General features: G+C 55.4%; 17 protein-coding genes. 9 read left to right on the top strand and 8 right to left on the bottom strand.

From position 1 onward, the window contains the following. Positions 1 to 11 precede the first annotated feature (11 nt). Together nagA and OHL19_RS19320 are read right to left on the bottom strand one after the other, a co-directional pair. Complete coding sequence (gene nagA / locus OHL19_RS19325; protein WP_263359466.1) at positions 12 to 1172, bottom strand: N-acetylglucosamine-6-phosphate deacetylase; 1161 nt, start codon at positions 1170 to 1172, stop codon at positions 12 to 14. Positions 1173 to 1423: 251 nt separating this feature from the next. Beyond that, positions 1424 to 1708, bottom strand: a complete 285-nt coding sequence (locus tag OHL19_RS19320; protein ID WP_263359465.1) for a hypothetical protein — start codon at positions 1706 to 1708, stop codon at positions 1424 to 1426. 123 nt (positions 1709 to 1831) lie between these two features. Here OHL19_RS19320 and OHL19_RS19315 point away from each other — a divergent pair, with 123 nt between their 5' ends. Further along, on the top strand, positions 1832 to 2695 hold the full coding sequence (locus tag OHL19_RS19315; RefSeq protein ID WP_263359464.1) for a deoxyribonuclease IV: 864 nt from the start codon (positions 1832 to 1834) through the stop codon (positions 2693 to 2695). Positions 2696 to 2856: 161 nt separating this feature from the next. On the opposite strand, the gene OHL19_RS19310 is transcribed toward OHL19_RS19315, so the two are convergent. Then, positions 2857 to 3201, bottom strand: a complete 345-nt coding sequence (locus OHL19_RS19310; protein ID WP_263359463.1) for a hypothetical protein — start codon at positions 3199 to 3201, stop codon at positions 2857 to 2859. Between the two features lie 426 nt (positions 3202 to 3627). Here OHL19_RS19310 and leuS point away from each other — a divergent pair, with 426 nt between their 5' ends. Together leuS and OHL19_RS19300 are read left to right on the top strand one after the other, a co-directional pair. Further along, complete coding sequence (gene leuS / locus OHL19_RS19305; protein ID WP_263359462.1) at positions 3628 to 6198, top strand: leucine--tRNA ligase; 2571 nt, start codon at positions 3628 to 3630, stop codon at positions 6196 to 6198. A gap of 116 nt (positions 6199 to 6314) precedes the next feature. Continuing rightward, positions 6315 to 7274 carry a hypothetical protein gene (locus OHL19_RS19300; protein ID WP_263359461.1) on the top strand — a complete coding sequence of 320 codons (960 nt, stop codon included), beginning with the start codon at positions 6315 to 6317 and terminating at the stop codon, positions 7272 to 7274. Between the two features lie 19 nt (positions 7275 to 7293). On the opposite strand, the gene OHL19_RS19295 is transcribed toward OHL19_RS19300, so the two are convergent. After that, a complete protein-coding gene (locus OHL19_RS19295) occupies positions 7294 to 8448 on the bottom strand; it encodes an acyltransferase family protein (RefSeq protein WP_263359460.1) in 1155 nt (384 codons plus the stop codon). Between the two features lie 210 nt (positions 8449 to 8658). Between OHL19_RS19295 and guaA the strand changes: the two genes are divergently transcribed. From guaA to OHL19_RS19275, 4 genes are all read left to right on the top strand, one after another. Next, entirely contained in the window at positions 8659 to 10209 is a 1551-nt protein-coding gene (gene guaA, locus OHL19_RS19290; protein ID WP_263359536.1) for a glutamine-hydrolyzing GMP synthase, read from the top strand. Between the two features lie 19 nt (positions 10210 to 10228). Further along, positions 10229 to 11485, top strand: a complete 1257-nt coding sequence (locus OHL19_RS19285; protein ID WP_263359459.1) for a glycosyltransferase family 4 protein — start codon at positions 10229 to 10231, stop codon at positions 11483 to 11485. Between the two features lie 168 nt (positions 11486 to 11653). Beyond that, complete coding sequence (locus OHL19_RS19280) at positions 11654 to 12874, top strand: POTRA domain-containing protein (RefSeq protein ID WP_263359458.1); 1221 nt, start codon at positions 11654 to 11656, stop codon at positions 12872 to 12874. Then, positions 12874 to 13482, top strand: a complete 609-nt coding sequence (locus tag OHL19_RS19275; protein WP_263359457.1) for a DUF421 domain-containing protein — start codon at positions 12874 to 12876, stop codon at positions 13480 to 13482. The genes OHL19_RS19280 and OHL19_RS19275 overlap by 1 nt, the downstream gene beginning before the upstream one ends. Before the next feature lie 121 nt (positions 13483 to 13603). Here the strand turns inward: OHL19_RS19275 and fba are convergent, their stop codons facing one another. From fba to OHL19_RS19255, 4 genes are all read right to left on the bottom strand, one after another. Then, complete coding sequence (gene fba / locus OHL19_RS19270) at positions 13604 to 14656, bottom strand: class II fructose-bisphosphate aldolase (protein WP_263359456.1); 1053 nt, start codon at positions 14654 to 14656, stop codon at positions 13604 to 13606. 509 nt (positions 14657 to 15165) lie between these two features. Then, positions 15166 to 15573, bottom strand: a complete 408-nt coding sequence (locus tag OHL19_RS19265; protein ID WP_263359455.1) for a CxxC-x17-CxxC domain-containing protein — start codon at positions 15571 to 15573, stop codon at positions 15166 to 15168. A 55-nt stretch (positions 15574 to 15628) separates the two neighbouring features. Beyond that, complete coding sequence (locus OHL19_RS19260; RefSeq protein ID WP_263359454.1) at positions 15629 to 16753, bottom strand: DEAD/DEAH box helicase; 1125 nt, start codon at positions 16751 to 16753, stop codon at positions 15629 to 15631. A 472-nt stretch (positions 16754 to 17225) separates the two neighbouring features. Beyond that, entirely contained in the window at positions 17226 to 19934 is a 2709-nt protein-coding gene (locus tag OHL19_RS19255; RefSeq protein ID WP_263359453.1) for an ABC transporter permease, read from the bottom strand. Between the two features lie 176 nt (positions 19935 to 20110). Here OHL19_RS19255 and OHL19_RS19250 point away from each other — a divergent pair, with 176 nt between their 5' ends. Together OHL19_RS19250 and OHL19_RS19245 are read left to right on the top strand one after the other, a co-directional pair. Continuing rightward, positions 20111 to 20884, top strand: a complete 774-nt coding sequence (locus OHL19_RS19250; protein WP_263359452.1) for a histidine phosphatase family protein — start codon at positions 20111 to 20113, stop codon at positions 20882 to 20884. Positions 20885 to 21051: 167 nt separating this feature from the next. After that, positions 21052 to 21978, top strand: a complete 927-nt coding sequence (locus tag OHL19_RS19245; RefSeq protein ID WP_263359451.1) for a hypothetical protein — start codon at positions 21052 to 21054, stop codon at positions 21976 to 21978. The last annotated feature ends 5 nt before the right edge of the window (positions 21979 to 21983 follow it).

The raw sequence follows: 21983 nt of genomic DNA, 5'->3' as shown, positions 1-21983 counted from the left end.
AAGCCGTTACGCTAACCTGCTGCGATTGCCAGTTTGCCGTGATTGATTGAAGCGATCAGGCTGCCATCGGTTTTGAGCGCAACCAGGTTGGCTGTATCACCCACACGTAAGCGACCTACGCCGTCGGCAAATCCGGTCATGGCGGCGGGGTTGCGGGTGACGAGAGGAAGCACTTCTTCTACCGTCGCCCCGGTAAACGCGACAAAGTTTTTGAGCCCGCGATCCAGCGTCAGCACGCTGCCTGCCAGTACATCCCCCAGGGATGCGCGGCCATTGGCTACCTGCACCGTCATTCCACCGAGCCTGTACTCGCCATCGGGCATGCCTGTTGCGGTCATCGCGTCGGTGATGAGAATGCCGCGGTCGCGGCCCTTGGCTCGCCACCACACTTTGACCAGCATAGGGTGTACGTGGATGCCGTCGCAGATCAGTTCTGCATAGAGCGAGTCGGTGCTAAGCACGGTGCCCAGAATTCCCGGCTCACGATGGTCAAGAGCGCGCATGGCGTTGAAGGTGTGCGTCGCCGAGGTTGCGCCAGCCGCATGCAACGCATGAGCCTCGGCCGAGGTTGCATTGGAGTGTCCCATTGAAACGCGTACGCCCTTGCTGGTTGCATGTGCGGCGAGCTCGATTGCGCCGGGTATCTCCGGAGCGAGCGTCATCAGGCGGATCTTGCCCTCGGCTGCCTCGAACATGCGGTCGAAGACTGGAATCTCCGGCTTCAGCAGATGCTCCGGAGGATGTACACCGCGCTTTTCGTGCGAAAGAAACGGCCCTTCGAGATGAATGCCCAGCGGCTTTGCGCCCGGCTGTTGTTTGCCGAGCAGCGTGGCCAATCCAGACAGGGATTTGAGCGTGTCGTCCAGGGGCGCGGTGACGGTTGTAGCCAGGAAGGATCCTGTCCCGCGCGTTGCCAGGAAGCTGCTTATGGCACTCATCGCTTCGGGTGTGGCTTCCATCAGATCATGCCCGGCGCCGCCATGCATGTGGACGTCGAAAAATGAAGGAGCGAGGATTGCGTCGGGATAATCCAGACGGTTGTATGTGGAGGGAAGTTCGCCATCAGCCAGAGAGCGGATGCTCGCGATCACGCCATCTTCAATCTCAATTACCGGCCTGGGAGTCAGAATATCGCTGTCCCACAGCCACGCCGCAGTCACTAGAGTACGCATAGTCGAATCATCGCAGCAGAGCCGCTGGGTAGTCTACTGGATTGCTTTGGTGTTGGCTGGTGGGGTGGTGCTTTTGTGAATGACAGACAGAAAGGCAAAGCAAAAGCTAACAGCAGATTCCCTTCGGGAATGATAGACAGAACGGCAACTACAACGGCACCGGCTAAGGCAAGGGCAACTAAGACTACAAAGGCGATGTTCAGAAGTGGAATGCTGTTTGTTAACACACCCATTGCTGCTTTTGCCTGGGTTTAGTGAATCAAGCTCTTTTTGGCGATGGTTTGCGTTTCGTCCGGATCGACTGCTTCGCGTTCGCGCAGGACTACCAGTGCGTCCTCGACCTCGATTCGACAGGAGGTGAGATCGGCTCGCATCTCGGCAAAGCGCATTCGCGTCTCAAGCCCTAACTGATCCAGGCTCTCCTGCAGTTGCTCGGTCTGTGCCTGCTGGCGGAGCAGGCTTGCTTCAATCTCTTTGAGATTCGGCAGAACTACGTCCACGATCAGGCGATAAAGTTGTGTGCACATGTCTGACATGGAAGAAATTCTATGCCTAATTCGTACTTTTTCATCATTACTAAAGTGCTGTTGTCCTATGGGGTTAAATCCTAATGCATTCCGTGTGATGAGATCGTAGCCGGTCCAATTAAACTGAAGTTTATGCAAGCTAACGTCAAGCGCATCGGCATTCACCTTGGAACGGCTGGCGGTCCATCGACTGCAGTCGAGCGCGCCCGCGAAATCGGCGCGAATACTTTCCAGATTTTTTCCTCGAGCCCACGCATGTGGAAGTCACCCAAGCCTGCTCCGGAGCAGTGCAAACGCATGGCTACGTTGCGCGCTGAATTTGATGTAGGGCCGCTGGTCATTCACACCAGCTACCTGGTGAACGTCTGCAGCCAGAACGAGGAAGTTCGCCAGAAGAGCATTGTCGCCTTCCGGGGCGAGATCGAGCGCGCGCTGGCTTTTGGCGCGGAATATCTTGTGCTGCATCCGGGCTCATGGAAAGGGCTCACGCGCGATCGCGGGCTGGAGCTTGCCGCTGAATCCATCACCGAATCCATTGACGGATTGCCCTGGCAGGGGACTGGTTTTCACATTCTTATTGAAAACACCGCCGGAGCGGAGTTTTCGCTTGGCGGCAGCTTTGAGCAGGTGGCGGAACTCGTTGCCCGCTTGCAGGCCACCGCTCCTGTCGGTGTGTGCCTCGACACCTGCCACACGCACGTGGCTGGATACGATCTCGTTTCGCCAGAGGGTTATGAGGCAACGATTCAGTTGGTCGAGTCGACGATCGGAACGCAGGCTGTTCGCGTCTGGCACTGCAACGATGCGAAAGCGGCGCGCGGATCGAAACTCGATCGTCATGAAAACATCGGCGAAGGCACGATGGGCCTCGAACCTTTTCGCCGACTGTTGAATGATCCGCGATTCGCACACTCGGCGTTTATTGCTGAAACTCCTGTCGATGAGCCGGGAGATGATTTGCGCAATGTAAGCACGTTGCGCAGTCTGGTGAAGTGAACTGAACTGAACTGAACTTAATTAAAAATGCCTAACTATTCGCCCGATATTTCGCTCGATGCCGGAGAGGTGACTTAGCGCAACGGTGCGCCTGGCGCTACGATCTTCGGGTTTCTTAGGTTTTTTATAGGGTTTTAGATTTCTTTTGATCTCATCCCTAATTAGTAATAAAAATGAGTAACTTTGGTCAGGATTCTCGCTGAAATCATGTTACGCTTTGTGCCGTGGTTGAAAGTGAGGGTGAAATGGAATCCTGTCTGCACCACGGCGTCGGCTGCAGCCCGGCCGGAACTCCCCTTCACAAATGCGCGGGCTATTTTGAGTGCTCGTTTGCGTGTGAACACTACGTCTGCGAAAACCATGTTCGTCGTAGTCGCTACGGGACTTTCTGCGACGAATGTTATCCGGAACCACCGGCGTTCGCTGTGCCCAAGGGGATGCGGCAAGTCGCGTACCTGGCTGGTCGTGCGGCGCATCATCCAATGAATCACGGAACTGCTCATCATAGGTGAGCCTTGCAAGAAGGGTTTATCGGTTGAGTTTGAGTTTTATTTCAGAGCGGCGTGTGACTGCCAGGTCATGCACTTCGGCTGGTTTTCTGTGCTGAATTCAATCTGCGATTTGTGATCGTGGGTTTTCCAATACAACTGTTGAGATTGGTTGATGTTGTCTTGTGTCGTTTTTGAGTTCAGCGCAGAGATTTGGTTTTGGGTTAGTGATTGTCCTTGGGTGGGAAACGGGAGAAGCAGATTCCCTTCGGGAATGACAGCCAGAGCTGCAAGGGCAACTGCAAAAGCTAATCAACGGCTGAGGCAAGGGCGGGAACAAAGTTCGGAATTGCTGTGCTGTTTTGTGGACTGATCCAGTGCCGGAAAGTGCCGGAAATTCTTTCAAATTGGCTCATCTTCTCCGCCCGTTTAAACTAGAGACTTATGGCGGAAGAAAAAGAGATTCGTTACACCCCGGCGACGATCGAGCCTCGCTGGCAGGATATTTGGGCGGCCAATCCGGCGCTCTATTCAGCGGAACCGGCAGGTACGCCCAAGCCTAAGTACTACGTGCTCGAAATGTTGCCCTATCCTAGTGGCCAGTTGCACATGGGCCATGTGCGCAACTATTCGATTGGCGACGCCCTTGCCCGCTACATGTGGATGCAGGGTTACAACGTGCTGCACCCGATGGGCTGGGACGCATTCGGACTGCCGGCGGAAAATGCTGCGCTGAAAAATAACACTCCTCCGCGCCAGTGGACGCTGCAGAATATCGCCGCCATGAAGCGCCAGATGCAGCGCCTCGGATTGGCCTACGACTGGGCCAACGAAGTTACGACCTGCCTGCCTGACTACTACCGCTGGAACCAGTGGTTCTTCCTACGCATGTATGAGAAGGGGCTTGTCTACCGCAAGCAGAGCAAGGTGAACTGGTGTTCGCTCTGCGCGACGGTGCTTGCGAATGAGCAGGTCGTGAACGGCTGCTGCTGGCGCCATGAGGACAACATCGTCCAGCAGCGCAACCTTGAGCAGTGGTTCTATCGCATCACGGCTTATGCGCAGGAACTGCTCGAAGGTCTCGACCAACTCGACGGCTGGCCTGAAAAAGTTCGCACCATGCAGCGCAACTGGATTGGCCGCAGCGAAGGCACGGAAGTCGACTTCACACTAGAAGGCGGCACTCACGAGCCCGGCGCAGCCGCAGAGAAAATCCGCGTCTTCACTACGCGCGTTGACACGATCTTTGGCGCCACGAGTGTACAGCTTGCGCCTGAGCATCCGCTGGTCGCGAGCCTCACTGCAACCAATGGAATGTTGCTGCATGAAGTCAATGCGCTCATCGATCAGCAGAAGAAGGCCCGCGAGTCGGGCGATCTTGGAGCGATTGAGAAGCACGGCGTCTTTACCGGGTATTACGCACTTAATCCCTATAACCAGGAGCGGGTGCCGATCTGGGTCGCTAACTACATCCTCATGGATTACGGCACCGGCGCGATCATGAGCGTGCCAGCGCACGACGAACGCGATTTTGAATTTGCGACCAAGTACGGCTTGGAGATTCGCCCGGTTATTCGACCGGTCGCGAATCCTGAATCAGCCGATGCCGAAGAGGCAGTGCTGCCTTTCGTCTCAGAAGATGGAGTGCTGATCAACTCAGGTGAGTTCGACGACTACACGTGCGAAGAGGCACAGATAGCCTTGCAGCAGATTGCAGTCAGAGGAGGCTTTGGCGAGCCTACCGTCACCTTCCGGCTCAAGGACTGGGGCGTAAGCCGCCAGCGTTATTGGGGTACGCCTATCCCGATGATCAACTGCCCTGTCGATGGGCTGGTTCCTGTTCCGGACGATCAGTTGCCGGTATTGTTGCCGGAGCAGATCGAGATCACGCAGGAAGGCGGATCGCCGCTCAGCCGCGTGCCCAGCTTTCTCAACACGACGTGCCCGAAATGTGGAGGTCCTGCAACGCGTGAGACCGATACGATGGACACGTTTGTCGATTCAAGCTGGTATTTTTACCGCTATACCGATCCGCAGAATAGCGAAGCGCCATACGATCCGGCGAAGGCGCAGTACTGGTTCCCGATTGATCAGTACATCGGCGGCGTCGAACACGCCATTCTGCATCTGATCTACTCGCGCTTCTTCACAAAGGTGATGCGCGATCTTGGCCTTATTACCAACGACGAACCGGCGCGCCGACTGTTTACGCAGGGCATGGTAATCAAAGACGGCGCGAAGATGTCAAAGTCCAAGGGCAACGTGGTTTCGCCGGACGATATGGTGGCGCGCTACGGAGCCGATGCGACGCGCATGTATGCGCTTTTTGCTGCTCCACCGGATCGCGATCTGGACTGGCAGGAAGATGGTGTTGCGGGCATAAGCCGCTTCCTGGGCCGCGTCTTTCGCTTTGTGAATCGCTTTGCGCCGGTTGCGATCAGCGTGCATAAAGGCGAAGTCGGCACAGCTTTTAATTCTACGGATGCAACTGCTGCAGAAGTCTCAACCGGGGCTTCGCTCGCGTTGCTTCGCAAGCTGCACCAGACCATTGCCAAGATCACGCAGGACTTCGCTGGCCGCTGGCATTTCAACACTTCCATTGCAGCGATTATGGAACTGGTGAATGAATACTATGCGGCTGAGGCGCAGATCGTCTCCGGCGAAGTGCCGCCTGCGGTTGTGGCGGAGCTGTTGCGTTCGCTTGTCCTGCTGCTCGCTCCGTTCGCTCCGTTCCTCACGGCTGAACTCTGGTCGGAACTGGGCGAGACCAGCGAAGTTCTGCGCGAGCCCTGGCCGGTTTCCAATGCCGATCTCGCCCGGGAGGATGAAATCGAGGTCCCTGTTCAAGTAAATGGCAAGCTGCGCGCGCTGGTGCGTCTGCCTGCGGGAGCAGATAAGGCTATGCTTGAAGCCTCGGCCCTGTCTGATGAAAAAGTGGTGGAGTGGCTTGCGGGCAAGACTCCGGTGAAGATCATCGTGGTGCCGGGAAAGCTGGTCAATCTGGTTGTTAAGTAGTGTCGTGAAGTAGGTATTGTCGTGCGGATACTGGGGCGGTCGGCGTTTCAGTATCCGCATGCGAGGAATTGGGGCGCAGAGGCTCCGAATCACCGTTTCAGGAATTTCGGGGCAAGATGAATTCTCTCTCCGCATCCGGCCATCGCGGCGACATTCCTTCGCAGTCAGATATGCGGAAGCTGCGCGCGACTCAGAACATTGTGAGCTTCATGGGCTTTGCGTGGAGCCATCCATCCCTGGTCGCCATCGAGGTGGGCTGGCGCTGGCTCTTTGGGATACCGTTTCTCTATATTCTTCGGATTCAGGCGCAGCAAATCCTCATCAAAATTCCCCCGGAAAGCGCAGGGCTCGATCGTCTTGACGGCCAGAATCCCTGGCGTTCTTCGGTGATTCTCGCCAACGCTGCGTCGCTTTATCTGCCCGAGGTGATTGCGGTTCTGCACTGGCTGGTGCCGGTGGCGATTCTTGTGTGGGCAATGGTTTCCGGGTTGGGCCGTTCGCTGGTATTGCATCGCATGAACGGGCTGAATGGCGGGGCAAAAAGCACGTTCTCTCGGCATCTCCCGGGCATCATCCTGGCGCAGGGATTGTGGCTGGTCGCGGAGCTTGGTTTCTTCTATCTCTGGTTTCGCGGAGTTTCCTGGGCCGCCGCTACGCATCTGACGACGACCGTCAATCCCGATCTGCTCGGATATCTTTGCTGGGTCATTGTCATTTCGCTGGGCTTGTTTACTGCTTGGGCTTTTACCAGTTGGATCGTGGGCATCGTTCCGGTGTTGTTGGTCGAGGAAAATTGTTCACTTGTGGCCGCGATTGGTCGCAGCTTCCGTCTCGGCAAGTCGCTCTCAAGCAAGCTGGCCGAGGTCAACCTGGTGATGAGCATCGTACGGATCGCGCTGATTATCCTGGCGATGGTCTTTTGCGCCGCGCCGCTGCCATTTAGCGATCAGTTCGGGCAAGGCACGATGAACAATCTCTACGTTGTGATTGGAATCCTGTACCTGATCGCCAACGATCTTTTCCAGATTGTCCGCCTTAAGTCCTATCAGAGCCTTCGCCAGCATTATCGCGGGTAAAGGCTCTGACAGGAACTTCCTAGGTGCGGACGATATCTGCTTTGCCTGTTCCTTTGAATTTGCGCGCGAGCTTTTGCGGCCATTCGGGATCCATGCAGGGGCGCTCAATCAGGACGAAGAAGATCGTTCCTATCGCAAGCGTTGCTGCAAAGCTCAAGGCAAAAATTGCAGGTGTTCCTATCCAGATAGGCAAACGTGCCATGTGCATGTGCCCCAGCAGTATTGCAACTCCAGTAAGCACCAGCGTATGCGTGAGATAGAGGCTGTAGCACATGCCGCCGATGATGCTGACGGCTGGGAAGGCGAAGAAAGCGCGTACCGCCCATCCGTGAAAGCCCGCCAGATACAACAGGATTGTCGCGAAGGGCAGAACCAGCATATAGATCTGATAATTTGTCCCGAAGAGAATCCAGCCCAGCGCGACGAGGCCGAGCAGATCCCAGCAAACACGGGGCAGTTTGGGATGACTCTGCGAGAGATAAATTTCACACAAGAGAAAACCGGCCAGAAAGAATTGCGAAAACGCCAGTAACGTCAGTGCAACACGGCTCTCCGGATTAATCCAGGCGTGCGATCCATAGTCTGCTGCGAGTATTGCGACTACAAGAATCAGTCTTCGCAGGATCGCAGGCCGCACATAGAAAACCGCAGCCAGGAGTGGCGCCAGGATGTAGAACTGCACCTCAATCTCCAACGACCACGCAGGCGGGTTGATCGTGGAGTATTGGTTGTAAACCAGGCTATGCACATAGAAGAGCGAGGCCAGCAGATGTACGGCTACGGCTCCAACGGCGGCATGTTTATAGAAAGCCACCATCGGAAAGCGCACCAGCATCGCCAGCACATAGGGCGGCTCCAGACGGGTCAGCCTGCGCTTGAAATAGCTGCTCAATTTGACCGGCTTGGCGTCGAGTAAATTATGGCGCGCAAAGGGAAGCGCGAGGATAAATCCGCTGATTGTGAAGAAAAGGCAGACGCCGATCTTGCCATGTTCTACCGCGCGATGAAAGAGCGTTGGGAAGAGGCCGGTACCGATTGGCGGGTTAATCTGCACAAATACATGCGAAGCAATCACCATAAAAATAGCAAGGAACCGGAACCCATCCACCTCGGGAATGAACCGGTTACTGGTGATGATGCGGCGGAGGCGGAAATGGGAAAGCCAGGCAAACATTGGTCAGGGATCTCGCTTTACTGTTGGGGGAACAACGTCACCAGATCGAAACCAGCTTTTCTTCAAGCGGGTCTGGGTTGCTTTATGCGTCCAGGCAACCAGTTGATATCAGAATAACGCACAGTCGTGTATTCCCTGCGAATGAGTTGCCGGGCGCTCGAACTGCCAAAACCGCTTGCCACCCCTACCGTCGTCCTGCCAAACTATGGAGTGGACACCCAAAGCATAGTCATCCTGGATTTCGGCTCGCAGTACACGCAACTCATCGCGCGCCGCATTCGTGAACAGAACGTCTTCTCAGCCGTTCTTCCCTGTACGGCCTCGATTGCGGAGATTCTGGCATATTCGCCGATCGGCATTATTCTTTCCGGCGGACCATCGTCGGTGTATGACGCTGACGCTCCCAATGCCGATCCCGCCATCCTGCAGCTTGGCCTTCCCACGCTCGGTATCTGCTACGGATTGCAGTTCATCGCCTACCATCTTGGCGGCAAGGTCGTTCCGGCGAGCAAGCGCGAATACGGTCACGCCGAGGTCACGATCGAAGACCCGAAGTCGCCGCTTTTTGCCGATCTGCCCCCGACGATTCAGGTCTGGATGAGCCACGGCGACGAGGCCCTCGAACTTCCAGCGGGCTTTCACCGGACTGCTGTCACCTCGAATGCACTGGCAGGTATTGCCAATGAATCCGCGAAGATATGGGCCGTGCAGTTTCATCCCGAGGTGCATCATACCCCGCTTGGGCCGCAGCTTATCCGCAACTTTGTCTTCAACCTCTGTGGAGCCAAGGGCGACTGGACACCCTCGCACTTTATCGAGTCCACCGTGGCCGCGATTCGCGAGAAGGTTGGCAAAGGCCACGTTCTCTGCGCGCTGTCGGGTGGCGTGGATTCGTCCGTGGCTGCGGTCCTGGTGCATCGCGCTATTGGCGATCAGTTGACGTGTGTCTTTGTGAACAATGGAGTTCTGCGTAAGAACGAGTTCACGCAGGTCACACAAAATCTGCGCGGCAAGCTCGGCCTGAATCTTGTGCCTGTCGATTCGAGCGAGCGCTTTCTGGCCAAACTGGCCGGTGTGACGGATCCAGAGACCAAGCGCAAGATCATCGGTCGCGAATTTATCGCTGTCTTTGACGATGAGGCTGCTCGCATCGCGGAGCAATCGGGCGGGGTCGATTGGCTTGTTCAAGGCACGCTTTATCCCGATGTGATCGAGTCATCCAGCGTGCGTGGCCCATCGCAGACGATCAAGAGTCATCACAACGTCGGCGGTCTGCCTGAAACGATGAAGATGAAACTGATTGAGCCTCTGCGCGATCTTTTCAAGGATGAGGTCCGACGCATTGGCCGCGATCTCGGCATGCCGGAAGATATCCTCGGTCGCCAGCCGTTCCCCGGCCCAGGCCTCGCTGTTCGCATCCTTGGAGAAGTTACTGCCGAGCGTGTTGCCATTCTTCAGGAAGCGGATGAAGTCGTCGTCAGCGAGATCAAGGCGGCTGGACTTTACACGAAAATCTGGCAGAGCTTTGCCGTGCTGCTACCGGTGCAGAGCGTCGGCGTGATGGGCGATCAACGCACGTATGCCAATACCTGCGCGGTTCGAGCCGTACATTCTGAAGATGGCATGACAGCGGACTGGGTGCCGTTGCCTTACGAAGTGCTCAAGCGCATATCCAGCCGCATCGTGAATGAAGTGCGTGGCATCAATCGCGTCGTCTATGACATCACGTCCAAGCCACCCGGCACAATTGAGTGGGAGTAACGCAGTGGCCCCGGAGAGCATGAGCCCTCAATCTTCAGCAAAGGTTATCGTCAGTCATCCAACGGGCAACGCGAATGTATCTGCCGTAGTAAGTGCGTTGCACGAGGCAGAGTTACTCGAAGCGTTTTATACCTGTATCCTGTGGCGTCCGGAAAGTACGCTGGCCAAGCTTGTTCCGGGCAGCGTGCGCGCCATGTTGCAGCGCCGCACTCGCGTTCAGTTGCCGCCCGAGTTAGTGCACACACGTCCCTTCCGCGAGTTAGTGCGCAACTTTCTCATACGGGCAGGGAAGCGGCATTTCGTTACGCCTGAGACAAGTTATTTCTCCATCGATAACGTTTATGCGGACATAGATCGCTTCGTCGCTCGCAGCTTGCCTGGATATAAGGGGCTGCGAGGCGTTTACGCTTATGAAGACGGAGCGCTGCATCAGTTTCGCAAGGCGCGCCAGCTTGGCGTTCATTGCATCTATGACCTGCCTATCGGTTACTGGCGAGCCAATCGTGAAATCGCCATTGAAGAAGCGGAACTGCAACCGGCATGGAAGGGCACTCTGAATGCTCTCGCCGACAGCCCAGCGAAATTGGCTCGCAAGGATGAAGAGATAGCACTGGCAGATACGATTGTGGTCGCCAGTAGTTATACCCGCAGCACGTTGAAGTTATATCCACGAGAAATCAAGAAAATAGTAGTTATTCCCTATGGAACGCCGCGGCCTATTGCAGCGAGCCGCGAAGTTACGAGCAAAGAAAAGCCGTTGCGCGTTCTGTATGTCGGCTCCCTTGCGCAGCGTAAGGGCATCTCTTATCTTTTTGAAGCTATCGATAAGTTAGGCAGCGCGGTAACTCTCACCGTGGTAGGCCGTAAAGTCGGCAGCTCAGAGGCTCTTGATAAAGCCTGCAACACGCATCGCTGGATTCCATCTCTGCCTCATTCGGAGATTCTCTCCGAGATGCGCCAGCATGATGTTTTTGTCTTTCCATCCCTGTTTGAAGGCTTCGGCCTGGTGATTGGCGAAGCGCTTTCGCAGGGACTGCCGGTGATCACGACTCCCAACACCGGAGGCCCGGATATTCTGCGCGATCAACAGGATGGGTTCATCGTTCCTATCCGTGATCCCGAAGCAATCTCCGCTCGTTTGTTACAGCTACATCAGGATCGCGACTTACTCCATCACATGAGTGAATCCGCACTCCAGAGAGCCGCGGAACTTACGTGGCAGGGGTATAAGGATCGCACTGTCGACGCCGTTCGAGTAGCGATTTCAGGCAGTTAAGTACGGTCCATCCCCGGGGCGACGGCAAGCGCACCCGGGGATTCTTTATAAGTCTGTGAATACATCGGATTTACTGTCGAGTTATAGCTGCGCTTGTTACTCTACCGTTATATGCTCCGTTCAATTTTGTTGTCTTTAGCGCTCCTGTCCGCAGTTTCTTCATTGCCCTTGGCGGCCCAGCAATTCCAACCCAAGTCCATCCAGTTCAAGGGTGATCCCGAGTACTCGGATGCAGAGCTGCTTGCTGCCTCAGGCCTGAAAAAAGGCGAGGTACTCACTGCTGCCGACATGAACGCACACTCCAAAATCTTGATGGATACCGGGATATTCGAGAACCTGACGTTTACGTTCAATGGGCAGGATCTGGTCTTTCAGATCGTTCCGGCAAAGGCTCTCTATCCGATCCGGTATGAAAATCTCCCTCTTGTGGAGGGTAAAGAACTCGACGCGAAGTTACACGCGCAGTTACCGCTTTATCACGGTAAAGTTCCCATGGACGGAACCTTGCTAGAAGACGTCCGAAAGGCGCTCGAACAGGAGCTTGCGGCGAAAGGAATCCAGGCTACGCTCGTGAGCGTGCCTTACAGCGAACATGTATCGGAACCTGCCAGCGCGATGAGCATTCTGATGTCCAATCCGCCGATAGCGATTGGCCAGATACACCTCGATGGCGCCTCGGCCGATCTTGCGGCGAAGGCCAACACGATCCTGCAAAAGAATGTCGGCAAACCCTACAACGCCTATAGCAGTGCAAGTGAGTTGGAGGTGAACCTGGTCAACTTCTATACAGAACTTGGCTATCTCCAGGTAGCTGCTCAGGCTACAGTCCAGCTCACCCCGGTTGTCGACGCTGGAGGTGTTCATCTTCCATACGCGGTGACTGTGACGGAGGGGCCTGTCTTCAAGCTTGCGCATGTGCAACTTGCTCCGGGGATGCTCGTGACTCAGGCGGATTTCGATAAGCAATCGAGGCTGCATTCCGGCGAAGTTGTCTCCCCGGCAAAGCTGCGAGAAGAGTGGAAGTTTCTGGCGCGCCAATATCACAACAAGGGTTATGCCAAGGCACAGATTCTGCCAACGCAAACGCTCGATGCCGCCAGCGGTACGGTGAGCTACACGGTAGCAGCGGAGCCAGGCCCCATATATACGATGGGTAAACTTACCGTCGAAAATGTGAGCGAGGATCTGCGAGCGGCTATTCTCAAAGCATGGCCGGTTGCAGCAGGTACTCCTTTTAACGAAGGAGCAATCCTGGGCATGGTTGCTACTCATGACGTAAATCCCGCGTTGGAACGTGTTTTTGCCACAGTTGACTTGCGCTACACACTGCATCTAAACGAGGATGTACGCACCGTGGATGTCAATCTGAGACTCGAGAGAAAACATTGATGCAATCTCTGCTGCACACCGTTCTTTCGCCATCGCTGGACCACATGTTCCAATTACCGCTTCCCATTCTGGAGAAGCTGTTGCGCCCTGCGGTCGTCTACATTGTGCTGGTTCTGCTGCTGCGCCTCTTTGGCAAGCGGGAACTGGCACAGCTCAATCCATTCGATCTTGTCGTTCTGCTTTCGCTTTCCAATACGGTGCAGAACGCGATTATCGGTGAAGATAACTCCGTCACGGGCGGCATAATCGGAGCGTTTTCTCTGCTGGCGATCAATTGGATCATGGCGCGAATTCTCTATCGCTCTCGCAAAATTACGGGCGCTTTGGAGGGGCATTCCACGATTCTCGTTCGAGATGGAAAGATCGATAAGAAGGCTATGGAGAGCGAGTCGCTCACGATGGCGGACCTGCTCTCCGTCATCCACCGCCAGGGATTTAACAATATAGATCAGGTTCATAAGTGCGAGCTCGAACCGAACGGTACCTTTTATGTTGAAGGCGCCAACCCGTCGGTAGATGATAAGCGCCATGCCGAGCTACTCGCGCGCCTGGAAGGGCTGAGCCAGGAGATTGCGAATCTGAAGGCAGCTCGATTGAACGGTGCATAACGCGGATTTCGTTCCATGCAGTGATCCTGCTGGGCAAATGGGTAAGTCGAAAAAAGTTCGATAAAAATGGCCACTCCGCATATGCGGAAGTGGCCATTTTCAGTCTGGTTGCGATGTCGTTTTAGTGTGCGCCAGCCAGGGAAGGACGCGTATCCAGCGTGCCGTTCTTGTATCCGGCGGCCATTTCGGAGATAGCCTTCTGCGTGTAGTCGCCTGCGTGACCGGCTTGTCCAAACTGCGTCATACGCGTAGCCACAACCTTCTGCATCGCTTCACGCGCTGGCTTGTTGTAGTCGCGGGGATCGAACTTCTCCGGGCTCTCAAACAGCACCTTGCGGATTGCGCCGGTGATGGCGAGACGGTTGTCCGTGTCCACGTTGATCTTGCGTACGCCGTGCTGGATGCCGAGCTGGATTTCTTCAACCGGCACGCCCCATGTTTCTTTCAGGTGACCACCATACTGATTGATGATGTCCTGCAGATCCTTTGGCACAGACGAGCTGCCGTGCATTACGAGATGCGTCTTGGGCAACCGCTTGTGAATCTCGATCAGGATGTCCATCTTCAATACGGAACCATCCGGCTTCTTGCTGAACTTGTAAGCACCGTGGCTGGTGCCGATGGCAATCGCCAGCGCATCCACGCCGGTGCGCTCGGCAAACTCCACAGCCTGGTCAGGATCGGTGACATGCTCCAGGCCAGTGCCGCCTGCGCCGTGTCCGTCTTCGATGCCGCCGAGTACGCCGATCTCGCCCTCGACCGTTACGCCGCGTTCGTGCGCGTAGTCGACAACCTTGCGCGTAACTTCGACATTCTCTTCAAACTCTGTAGGCGTTTTGCCGTCTGCCTTTAAGGATCCATCCATCATGACGCTGGTAAAGCCTAATTCAATTGCGCTCTTGCAGGTCTCGAAGCTGTTGCCGTGATCCTGGTGCATGGCAATCGGAATCTGCGGATAGAGTTCAGCAGCAGCCAGCATCAAGTGGTACAGAAACTTATCCTGAGAATACTGACGTGCTCCGCGGCTGGCCTGAATAATGACAGGGCTGTTGGTTTCCTGCGCGGCTTCCATAATGGCCTGGATCTGTTCCATATTGTTGACGTTGAAGGCACCGACGCCATAACCGCCTTTGGCGGCCTCGTCGAGTAGCTGGCGCATCGAAACTAGAGGCATGGGAATTCTCCTTGTGTATGTGCTCCCACAGCCTGATCCGTCAGTCGTGTGCGCTTCGTCTTCGCATTCCCGGCGACCAGGGCCAGCAGCAGCAATCGTCCTTAATGGTACCAGACACTTGCCAACCGAATTGGTCACGATCGGATGGTTGAATATGTTTCAACGACGAGCGCGTTTAAGCGTGCTGTTTGCAGTGTTCAATGCGACGGATTGCATGCGCGTTTGCCATTCCATGTCCTGACACAATCGATGTGAGAGGGACAACAGCTCCTGGTTCCTGCCAGATGAAAGTCAATGGTCGAGGGATAACTGCAATTTATATCGCATAAGATGCCGACCAATTCAGCAGAGATCTTCAAACTAAGTATCAATAGATTTCTTGGATCGGATTTCTTAGACCGGTCTCTTGGATTTAAAAAGATCTTATAGGTTAAAAGCCAAAGGGCCTATCTTCTTTCGAAGATAGGCCCTTCTTGTAACTTAGTTATGCGAGTTAGCGTAACAGTACGTTAGTACCGTCCGCCGCGTCCGCCGCCACCGCCACGGTCGTTGCCGCCGCGTCCACGGCCACCGCCGCCGCCCGCGCCGCCCTTTTGTGCCTGGAAGCAATCGCGGCAGAATACCGGACGATCGCCCCTTGGTTCAAAAGGAACAGTGGTTTGCTGGCCGCAGCCAGAGCAAACAACTGCGGTTCCGGTGGATGCGCGTGAGCTATAACCGCCGCCCCCGCCGTAGCTGCTTCCGCCGCCACCAAATCCGCCGCCACCTCCGGCTTGGTCGGCCTTCTTGGCCTGCCTGCAAGGCTTGCAGCGCTTTGGCGTCGAATATCCCCGTTCCTGGAAGAACGTTTGGTCAGCAGCAGTAAAAGTAAATTCCCGTCCGCAGTCGCTACAGGTAAGTTGCAGATCTCCAGCCATGGTGTTTCCCCTTTTTCAGTTTGTGAAACCCGTAGAATGCGCGGGTACGAATAGTCTACGCGGTTTGTGGCGCTGTGACCCTAAATCGTTTCATGGAAATTGACAAAGAACGTTCGATTTTACGTAAATCACTGCGTTCGGATGCCGAAGCGAAGGTAGAAGCGATTCCGCGGCTCTGTGCACGGCCAGTTCTACCAATGCGATGCACAAAGTCTTCGGCTACCTTCGGGATATCATAGTTAACTACGTGAGCGACATGCTTAACATCGATTCCGCGAGCAGCAACATCGGTTGCGACGAGGATACGATGACGGCCTTCAGAGAAACTCTTAAGTGCCTGATTGCGCTGTGCCTGCGAACGATCGCCATGAATCTGCGTTGCCGAATGTCCTGAACGAACGAGGCGGCTGGCTACGCGATCTGCACCATGCTTAGTGCGAACGAAAACAAGGAAGCTACCTTCGCCTGTTTCAAGTAAGTGCTCGAGAAGCTCCTGCTTTCTATCCTGCTCAACTTCAAATGTCTGTAACTCGACATTCTCAGAAGGCTTGAGCACAGAACCAATCTCGATGCGGACAGGGTCGCTCATATACTCACGAACGACTTCGCGAATCTGCGCATCCAGAGTTGCCGAATAGCACAACGTCTGACGGCTAAGTGGCAGGCAGCCTGCGATACGCTTGATGGCTGGTTTGAAACCCATATCCAACATACGATCTACTTCGTCGAGTACGAGAATCTTCACCTGGTCCAGCTTAACGAGCTTGCGGTTGAGATAGTCTTCGAGGCGGCCTGGCGTGGCAACGATAAGTCGTGCGCCGCGGCGGATAAGTTGTAACTGAGGACCCTCGGCCATGCCACCAACTACCAGGGCGACAGTGTTCGCCGGATTGGTATTGAGGCTGCGGAAGGCTACCTCGACCTGCATGGCCAGTTCGCGTGTCGGCAACAGGATCAGAGCGGTCGCGGAACGGGATTCCGTAGTGGCCAGCTTTTCCAGAATCGGAATCAGGAAGCTGAGGGTCTTGCCGGTGCCGGTCTGGGCGGTGGCGAGAACGTCTTTGCCTTCGAGCGCCGGTGGGATCGCGCCAGCTTGTACTGGGGTCGGGGTTACAAAGTTGAGGGAAGCGATACGCTTTTTGAGCGTTTCGGAAATGGTAAAGTCTGCAAATTGAGTCACTTGTATCCTTATGTGGGGCCGCGCACAGCATGGCTGTATGCCAGGGCTGTGGGCCCGGATAGATCTCGACGGCGGCTTCAAGCACCGGAAAGAAGACAATAAATTCGCGTAGTGGAGTACCGAAGAGGAATAAATCCAAGTGGTTGAGTGGAAGTCAAATGCTCAACCCGGCCCTGCCGCACGCTGCCTCTGATCGCTAGGTGCAAACCTGAAAAGGTCGCTTCCTTCGATCTGCTGTCCGCTCGAACTAACAAAACAGAGCGGTTACGCTGAGGGGCTTGGAGAAATGCTTTGCAGGGCGGTCTTGACTCTGTCGCAGTGAACCCAGCCTTTTCCAGGGGGTCTCATATCTGCTGAGCACAAGAACGGCTCACAACCAAACAACTGAGCGCAAATTCAGATTAGCATAGTTTACCAATCTGTCAACTGCCTGAGCCGCTTCCGTAAGCAGTTCGTTACTTAGGCGTCCCTATCATTCGCAGCGTATGGCGGTGATTGGTTCTATCTTTGAGGCGCGGATTGCCGGAAGCAGCGATGCTGCGGAGGCGATGCAGGTTAAGGCTGCTACGGAGCTGACCAGGATCCACGGATCGCGCGGAGATGTTTCGTAGAGGAAGCTGGCCAGCGCGCGCGACGCGAGGATTGCAGCGACAAGGCCGGTGCCACAACCGGCGAGAGCGACCACCGCATTCTCGCGGAAGATGAGTGCGATGACTCCCGCTCGTTGCGCGCCCAGGGCCATGCGAATGCCGATCTCACTGGTGCGGCGCGCAGTGGAGTACGCCAGTGTTCCGTAGAGGCCTATGCCTGTGACCAGCAGAGCGCAGCCGGCAAAGAAGATAGCGAGTACGGCCATCATTCTCTCCGCGCCTATGGAGTTATCCATGATCTCGCTCATGCTGGTAAGTGTCGGTGCAGGGATAGTGGGCGCCAGTCGGCTCGCGATTGCGTGGGCAGCAGCGGCCAGTGGAGCTTGTTGGTTATGGGTTGGATCAAGTCGAATCACTGCAGTCAGCGATGGCTTTTCCTGCTCGTCCTGTTGAATTGGAACGTAGCCGATAGCCGATGCCGGTGCGCGCATGTCGTTGTACTTTGTATCTCCAACAACAGCGATAACTTCGTAAGAGGTTTTCGTACTTGGATCGGTAATTTGTTCACCAAGGGCGTTGCGATTGGGGAAGAGCAACTTTGCCGCAGATTGGTTGAGGATTACTTTCAATCCGGAAGCCTTGGTGTCTGACCATGTAAACTCGCGTCCCATAAAAAGAGGAATCTGCATTGTCGCGAAGTATTTCGGGCCAACAGCATTCATCCACATGAGCTTGGGTTCTGCACCAGGGGCGGAGTATCTGCCATTCCAGCCACGATGGGAAAGCGGGACGATGAATTCGAAGCTGGCGCTCTTGACTCCCGGCTGATGCTCAAGCTCTTCGCCGATGTGCTGATAGACCTGCATTAACTGGTCGCCCTCAAGCTGCTGCTTATCCATGCTGAAAGCGATGTTAACCAGGCCGTTGGGATCGAATCCTGCACCGGACTTATAAAGCTTTACGAGGCTGGTCGCGAGCAGGCCTGCACCTGCAACAAGGACGAGCGCCAGCGCTACCTGCAGAGTCATAAGTACGCGAGGCAAAACTTTTCTACTCTGGTTAGCCTTGTTGGCTGACTGGCCTTCTTTGATGTGTTCGTTGAGATCGCCGCCGGTAGCCTGCAATGCAGGTACCAAACCAATGAGAACTGCTGTCGTGACCGCAATGAGAGCCGCGAAGAGGAAGACGCGCAGATCCAATGAGGTATCGAGCTGGACTTGTTCAGCGAAATTGGCGCTCATCAGCATTGCCCCGAGAGAGCGACTTACCAAAGGCGCTGCAACCAATCCAAGTGCCGTGCCAATGATCGCGATCAACAGGCTCTCGATGAGTAGTTGGTGGATGAGCCTGCGTCGCGTAGCGCCCAGTGCGAGACGAGTTGCCAGCTCTCGTTCGCGCGCTGCACTTCTAGCCATCAGAAGGCTGGTGAGATTGAGGCAGGCGAGCAGCAGGATGCCTCCGCACATGGAAAACATTGCGATCAGCGGCTTTCGAAACAGGATGCGCGCATAGGTGAATCCTCGCGATCCGGGCTCAGCCGCGAAATGAAAATGCCCGCGCTCCTCCTCCGTAGTAAAGCTTGCGTCTGTGGATGCCTCGTGCAGGATTGGGTTGGAAACGGCCAGCAGCGCAGCATTGGCCTGATCGATTGTCATGCCTGGGTTCATACGTGCGACAACGGTCAGCCACCATGCATGAATTCCGCCATCAATGTGATTTCTTGGCGCGTCGATGATAGGGTCTGCAGAAAGTGGAGCGAATATCTGCGGCCTCTGCGTTGGGTCAGCTCCTATAAAGCGCTTAGGCATGACGCCGACGACAGTAAAGGGAACGTTGGCGACGATCAGTTTGCGGCCTATGGCATCGGGCGCACGATTAAACCAGCTCTTCCAGAACCTCTCGCTGATCACTACGGCCAAACCTGCTGAGCTGCCGCCCGGGCGGTCGTCCTCGGGCGTGAGATAGCGGCCCAGCAGGGGCGGAGTTTGCAGGGCTTGAAAATATTGTCCGCTTACCAAAACACCCACGACATTTTCATTGCCGGATTGACCTTTGACCTGGAACTTGTCCGGGTTGTAGGCGAAGACATTTGCGAATAGATCATGCCGTGATTCCAGGCTGCGGAAGAATGGCGTGATGAAACTATAGTTAGGCACCGGACCACCCTCCTCCATACGCAACACGGCTAATTGTTGTGCATTGGGTACCGGTAAGGGACGCAGCAAAAGCCCATTGATCAGGGAGAATACGGATGTATTGGCTCCGACTCCCAGCGCCAGTGTGAGCAGCGCAATAGCCGTGAAGCCGGGAGACTTCCTCAGCAGGCGGATGGAAAAGCTCACATCGCGCCGCAGGTTTTCAATAGCGCGAAACTGCCATAGCTCGCGGATACGCTCCTGCCATCGAGACTGGTTGCCAAAGGTCTTGCGGGTCGCCGTATCCAACTCGGATTGAGGCACGCCGTGGCGGAGAAGTTTTTCGCGCAGGAGAGTCTGATGAAACTCCAGCTCTTCGGCCATCTCGTTGTCCAGACGCCGTTTGCTGAAGAGCGATTTTAGACGTACCAGAAATTCGTTCAGATCAGGAAGCATGTGCGTCTCCTTGAAGGAAGCGATGCGCGTGGTATCGCTTCTTTCGTTTCTCCCATAATTCTCTTAGGGGAAAAGTTACTTGAGCCTCAGCCTGCCTGTCAATTCAATTTGATCTTCGACGTAGATAATTAAGCTGTTTTTTTGAATTTGAGATAATCGGACGGATGATAAAAACAATGAAATGGCCGAAGGAGTTATTGCTGATTCGTCATGCTGAGTCGGCTTATAACATTCTCAAAGCAAAGAAAGAGGCCGATCCGGAGTATCTCCGGTTTCGCGAATTGTTTGATACGAACCGGCTAAATCCGGTGACGCAGGCTTTGGGGCTGGTGCTCAACGAGCGTTATTGGCTCGGTATCAGTGACAGGGACACCCCGCTTACGCCGCGGGGAATCGAGCAGGCCCGGACGACTGGAAGAAAGATGCGAGAGTCCGAGGCCCATTGCCCCGAGATTATATTTGTCTCTCCGTATTTCAGGACAAAGGAAACGCTGCGCCACATTATCGAGGAATGGCCGGAACTTGCGGGCGCGCGAGTTATTGAGGACGAGCGTATCCGCGAGCAGGATCACGGGCTGGCGCTGCTCTACAGCGACTGGCGAATCTACCAGGTGATGAATCCCGACCAGGGTAAGCTGCACACTCTGTTGGGAGACTACGATTACCGTTATCTGAACGGTGAGAATATCCCCGATGTGCGGCTGCGAAATCTCTCGTGGATCGCGACACTGATCCGGGAGTTTGCAGGCAAACGGGTGCTGACGATGACGCATCATCTGACGATCCTGGCTACACGCGCAAATTTTGAGCGGCTGAGTCCGGAGCGGTTCAAAGATCTGGATGAGAACGAGAAGCCGGTAACCTGCGGGGTAACGCGATATATTGGCAACCCCGACGCCGGTACTCAGGGCAAGCTGGAATTGAAGGAATATAACCGCAAACACTATTGATCTGCCATCCCCGGTCGCTGCCTGCCTCGATGCCGGCGTTTACTGATGAGATGTCCAGTAGTCAGGGTGTTGCCTGGCGAGCCGTGATTGCGGGGCATACTAGAGGTATGCGATTGCTTCAGTGGCTCCAATTTCCCCGATTGATGCTTCGTTCGGCAAGAGAGCATATGTCGTTCACGCCTGATAGGTTTACCCGGCATTTGAAGGGTGTTTGTTCGCTGGGATTTGCGGTAGCGCTGCTGATGCTGGCAGCTCGTCCAGCCGGTGCGCAGACGGCGCTCGATGCCTTTCACTGGGTTGATTTTCATGATCAGAAGGACGCGGCCATTGTGCAGTGGGTGACGACTTCGCTCAAGGCTGAAAAGTGGACCGCGATTCGCGAGATAGGTGTGCAGTGGGATTCGGCGCTGGTGCTGACCGCGGAGCGCAAGACGCCGCAGTCGAGTCCACAGGCCGATGCTTATACGGTTTGGAGTGTCTCGCTTTCAAAGCATGAGTCCCAGCCGTTGTTCCATGCCGTAAATCCGAAGGTGCTGGGATGGACGACTTTCGGTGGCGAGTTCGTGCCGGAGCTGGGTTTGGTCTACGACGACTGCTCGGGTTGCGATGCTTCCACTTTTTTCACAACGCTTTATTACAACGTTGCTGCCCACGCATGGCGGGCGCGATGGCTGCGTGGGGACCAGGCTGCCCCGTTGTGGGCCGCTGGCAATATCGACGGGGTGACGCGTACCCAGATTTACGGGTTGCTCACCGAGCCTCCAGGGCGGAACGTGCTGGCGACGTGGGTACATTTCGACTATGGCAAGACCAAGCCAGCCGAGGATTTTGTCTACCAGTACAGTGTCGATCCGGCGAGCGGGCTGGAGCAGATGCAGGCGCTGGGACCAGACCACGCCGGTCAAATGGAGCGCGAGCTGTGTAAAGCAAATCCAGGGCAGGCCGATCCGGCGCTGGCTACATTGGCACGCGGGCAGGACTCGGATCTTTGTGCAGTGTTTTTGGGCGGTGTCGCAAAGACGGGGAGACGGCCAACTACGACTCCGCCTGCAAATAATCGCGGACGGTCTGAGCCGCCGGGAGCCAAAAAGTAACGCGT

It is taken from the genome of Acidicapsa ligni, assembly GCF_025685655.1.
In the GTDB taxonomy this organism is placed as follows: domain Bacteria; phylum Acidobacteriota; class Terriglobia; order Terriglobales; family Acidobacteriaceae; genus Acidicapsa; species Acidicapsa ligni.
This window is presented reverse-complemented; position numbering and strand designations above follow the sequence as displayed.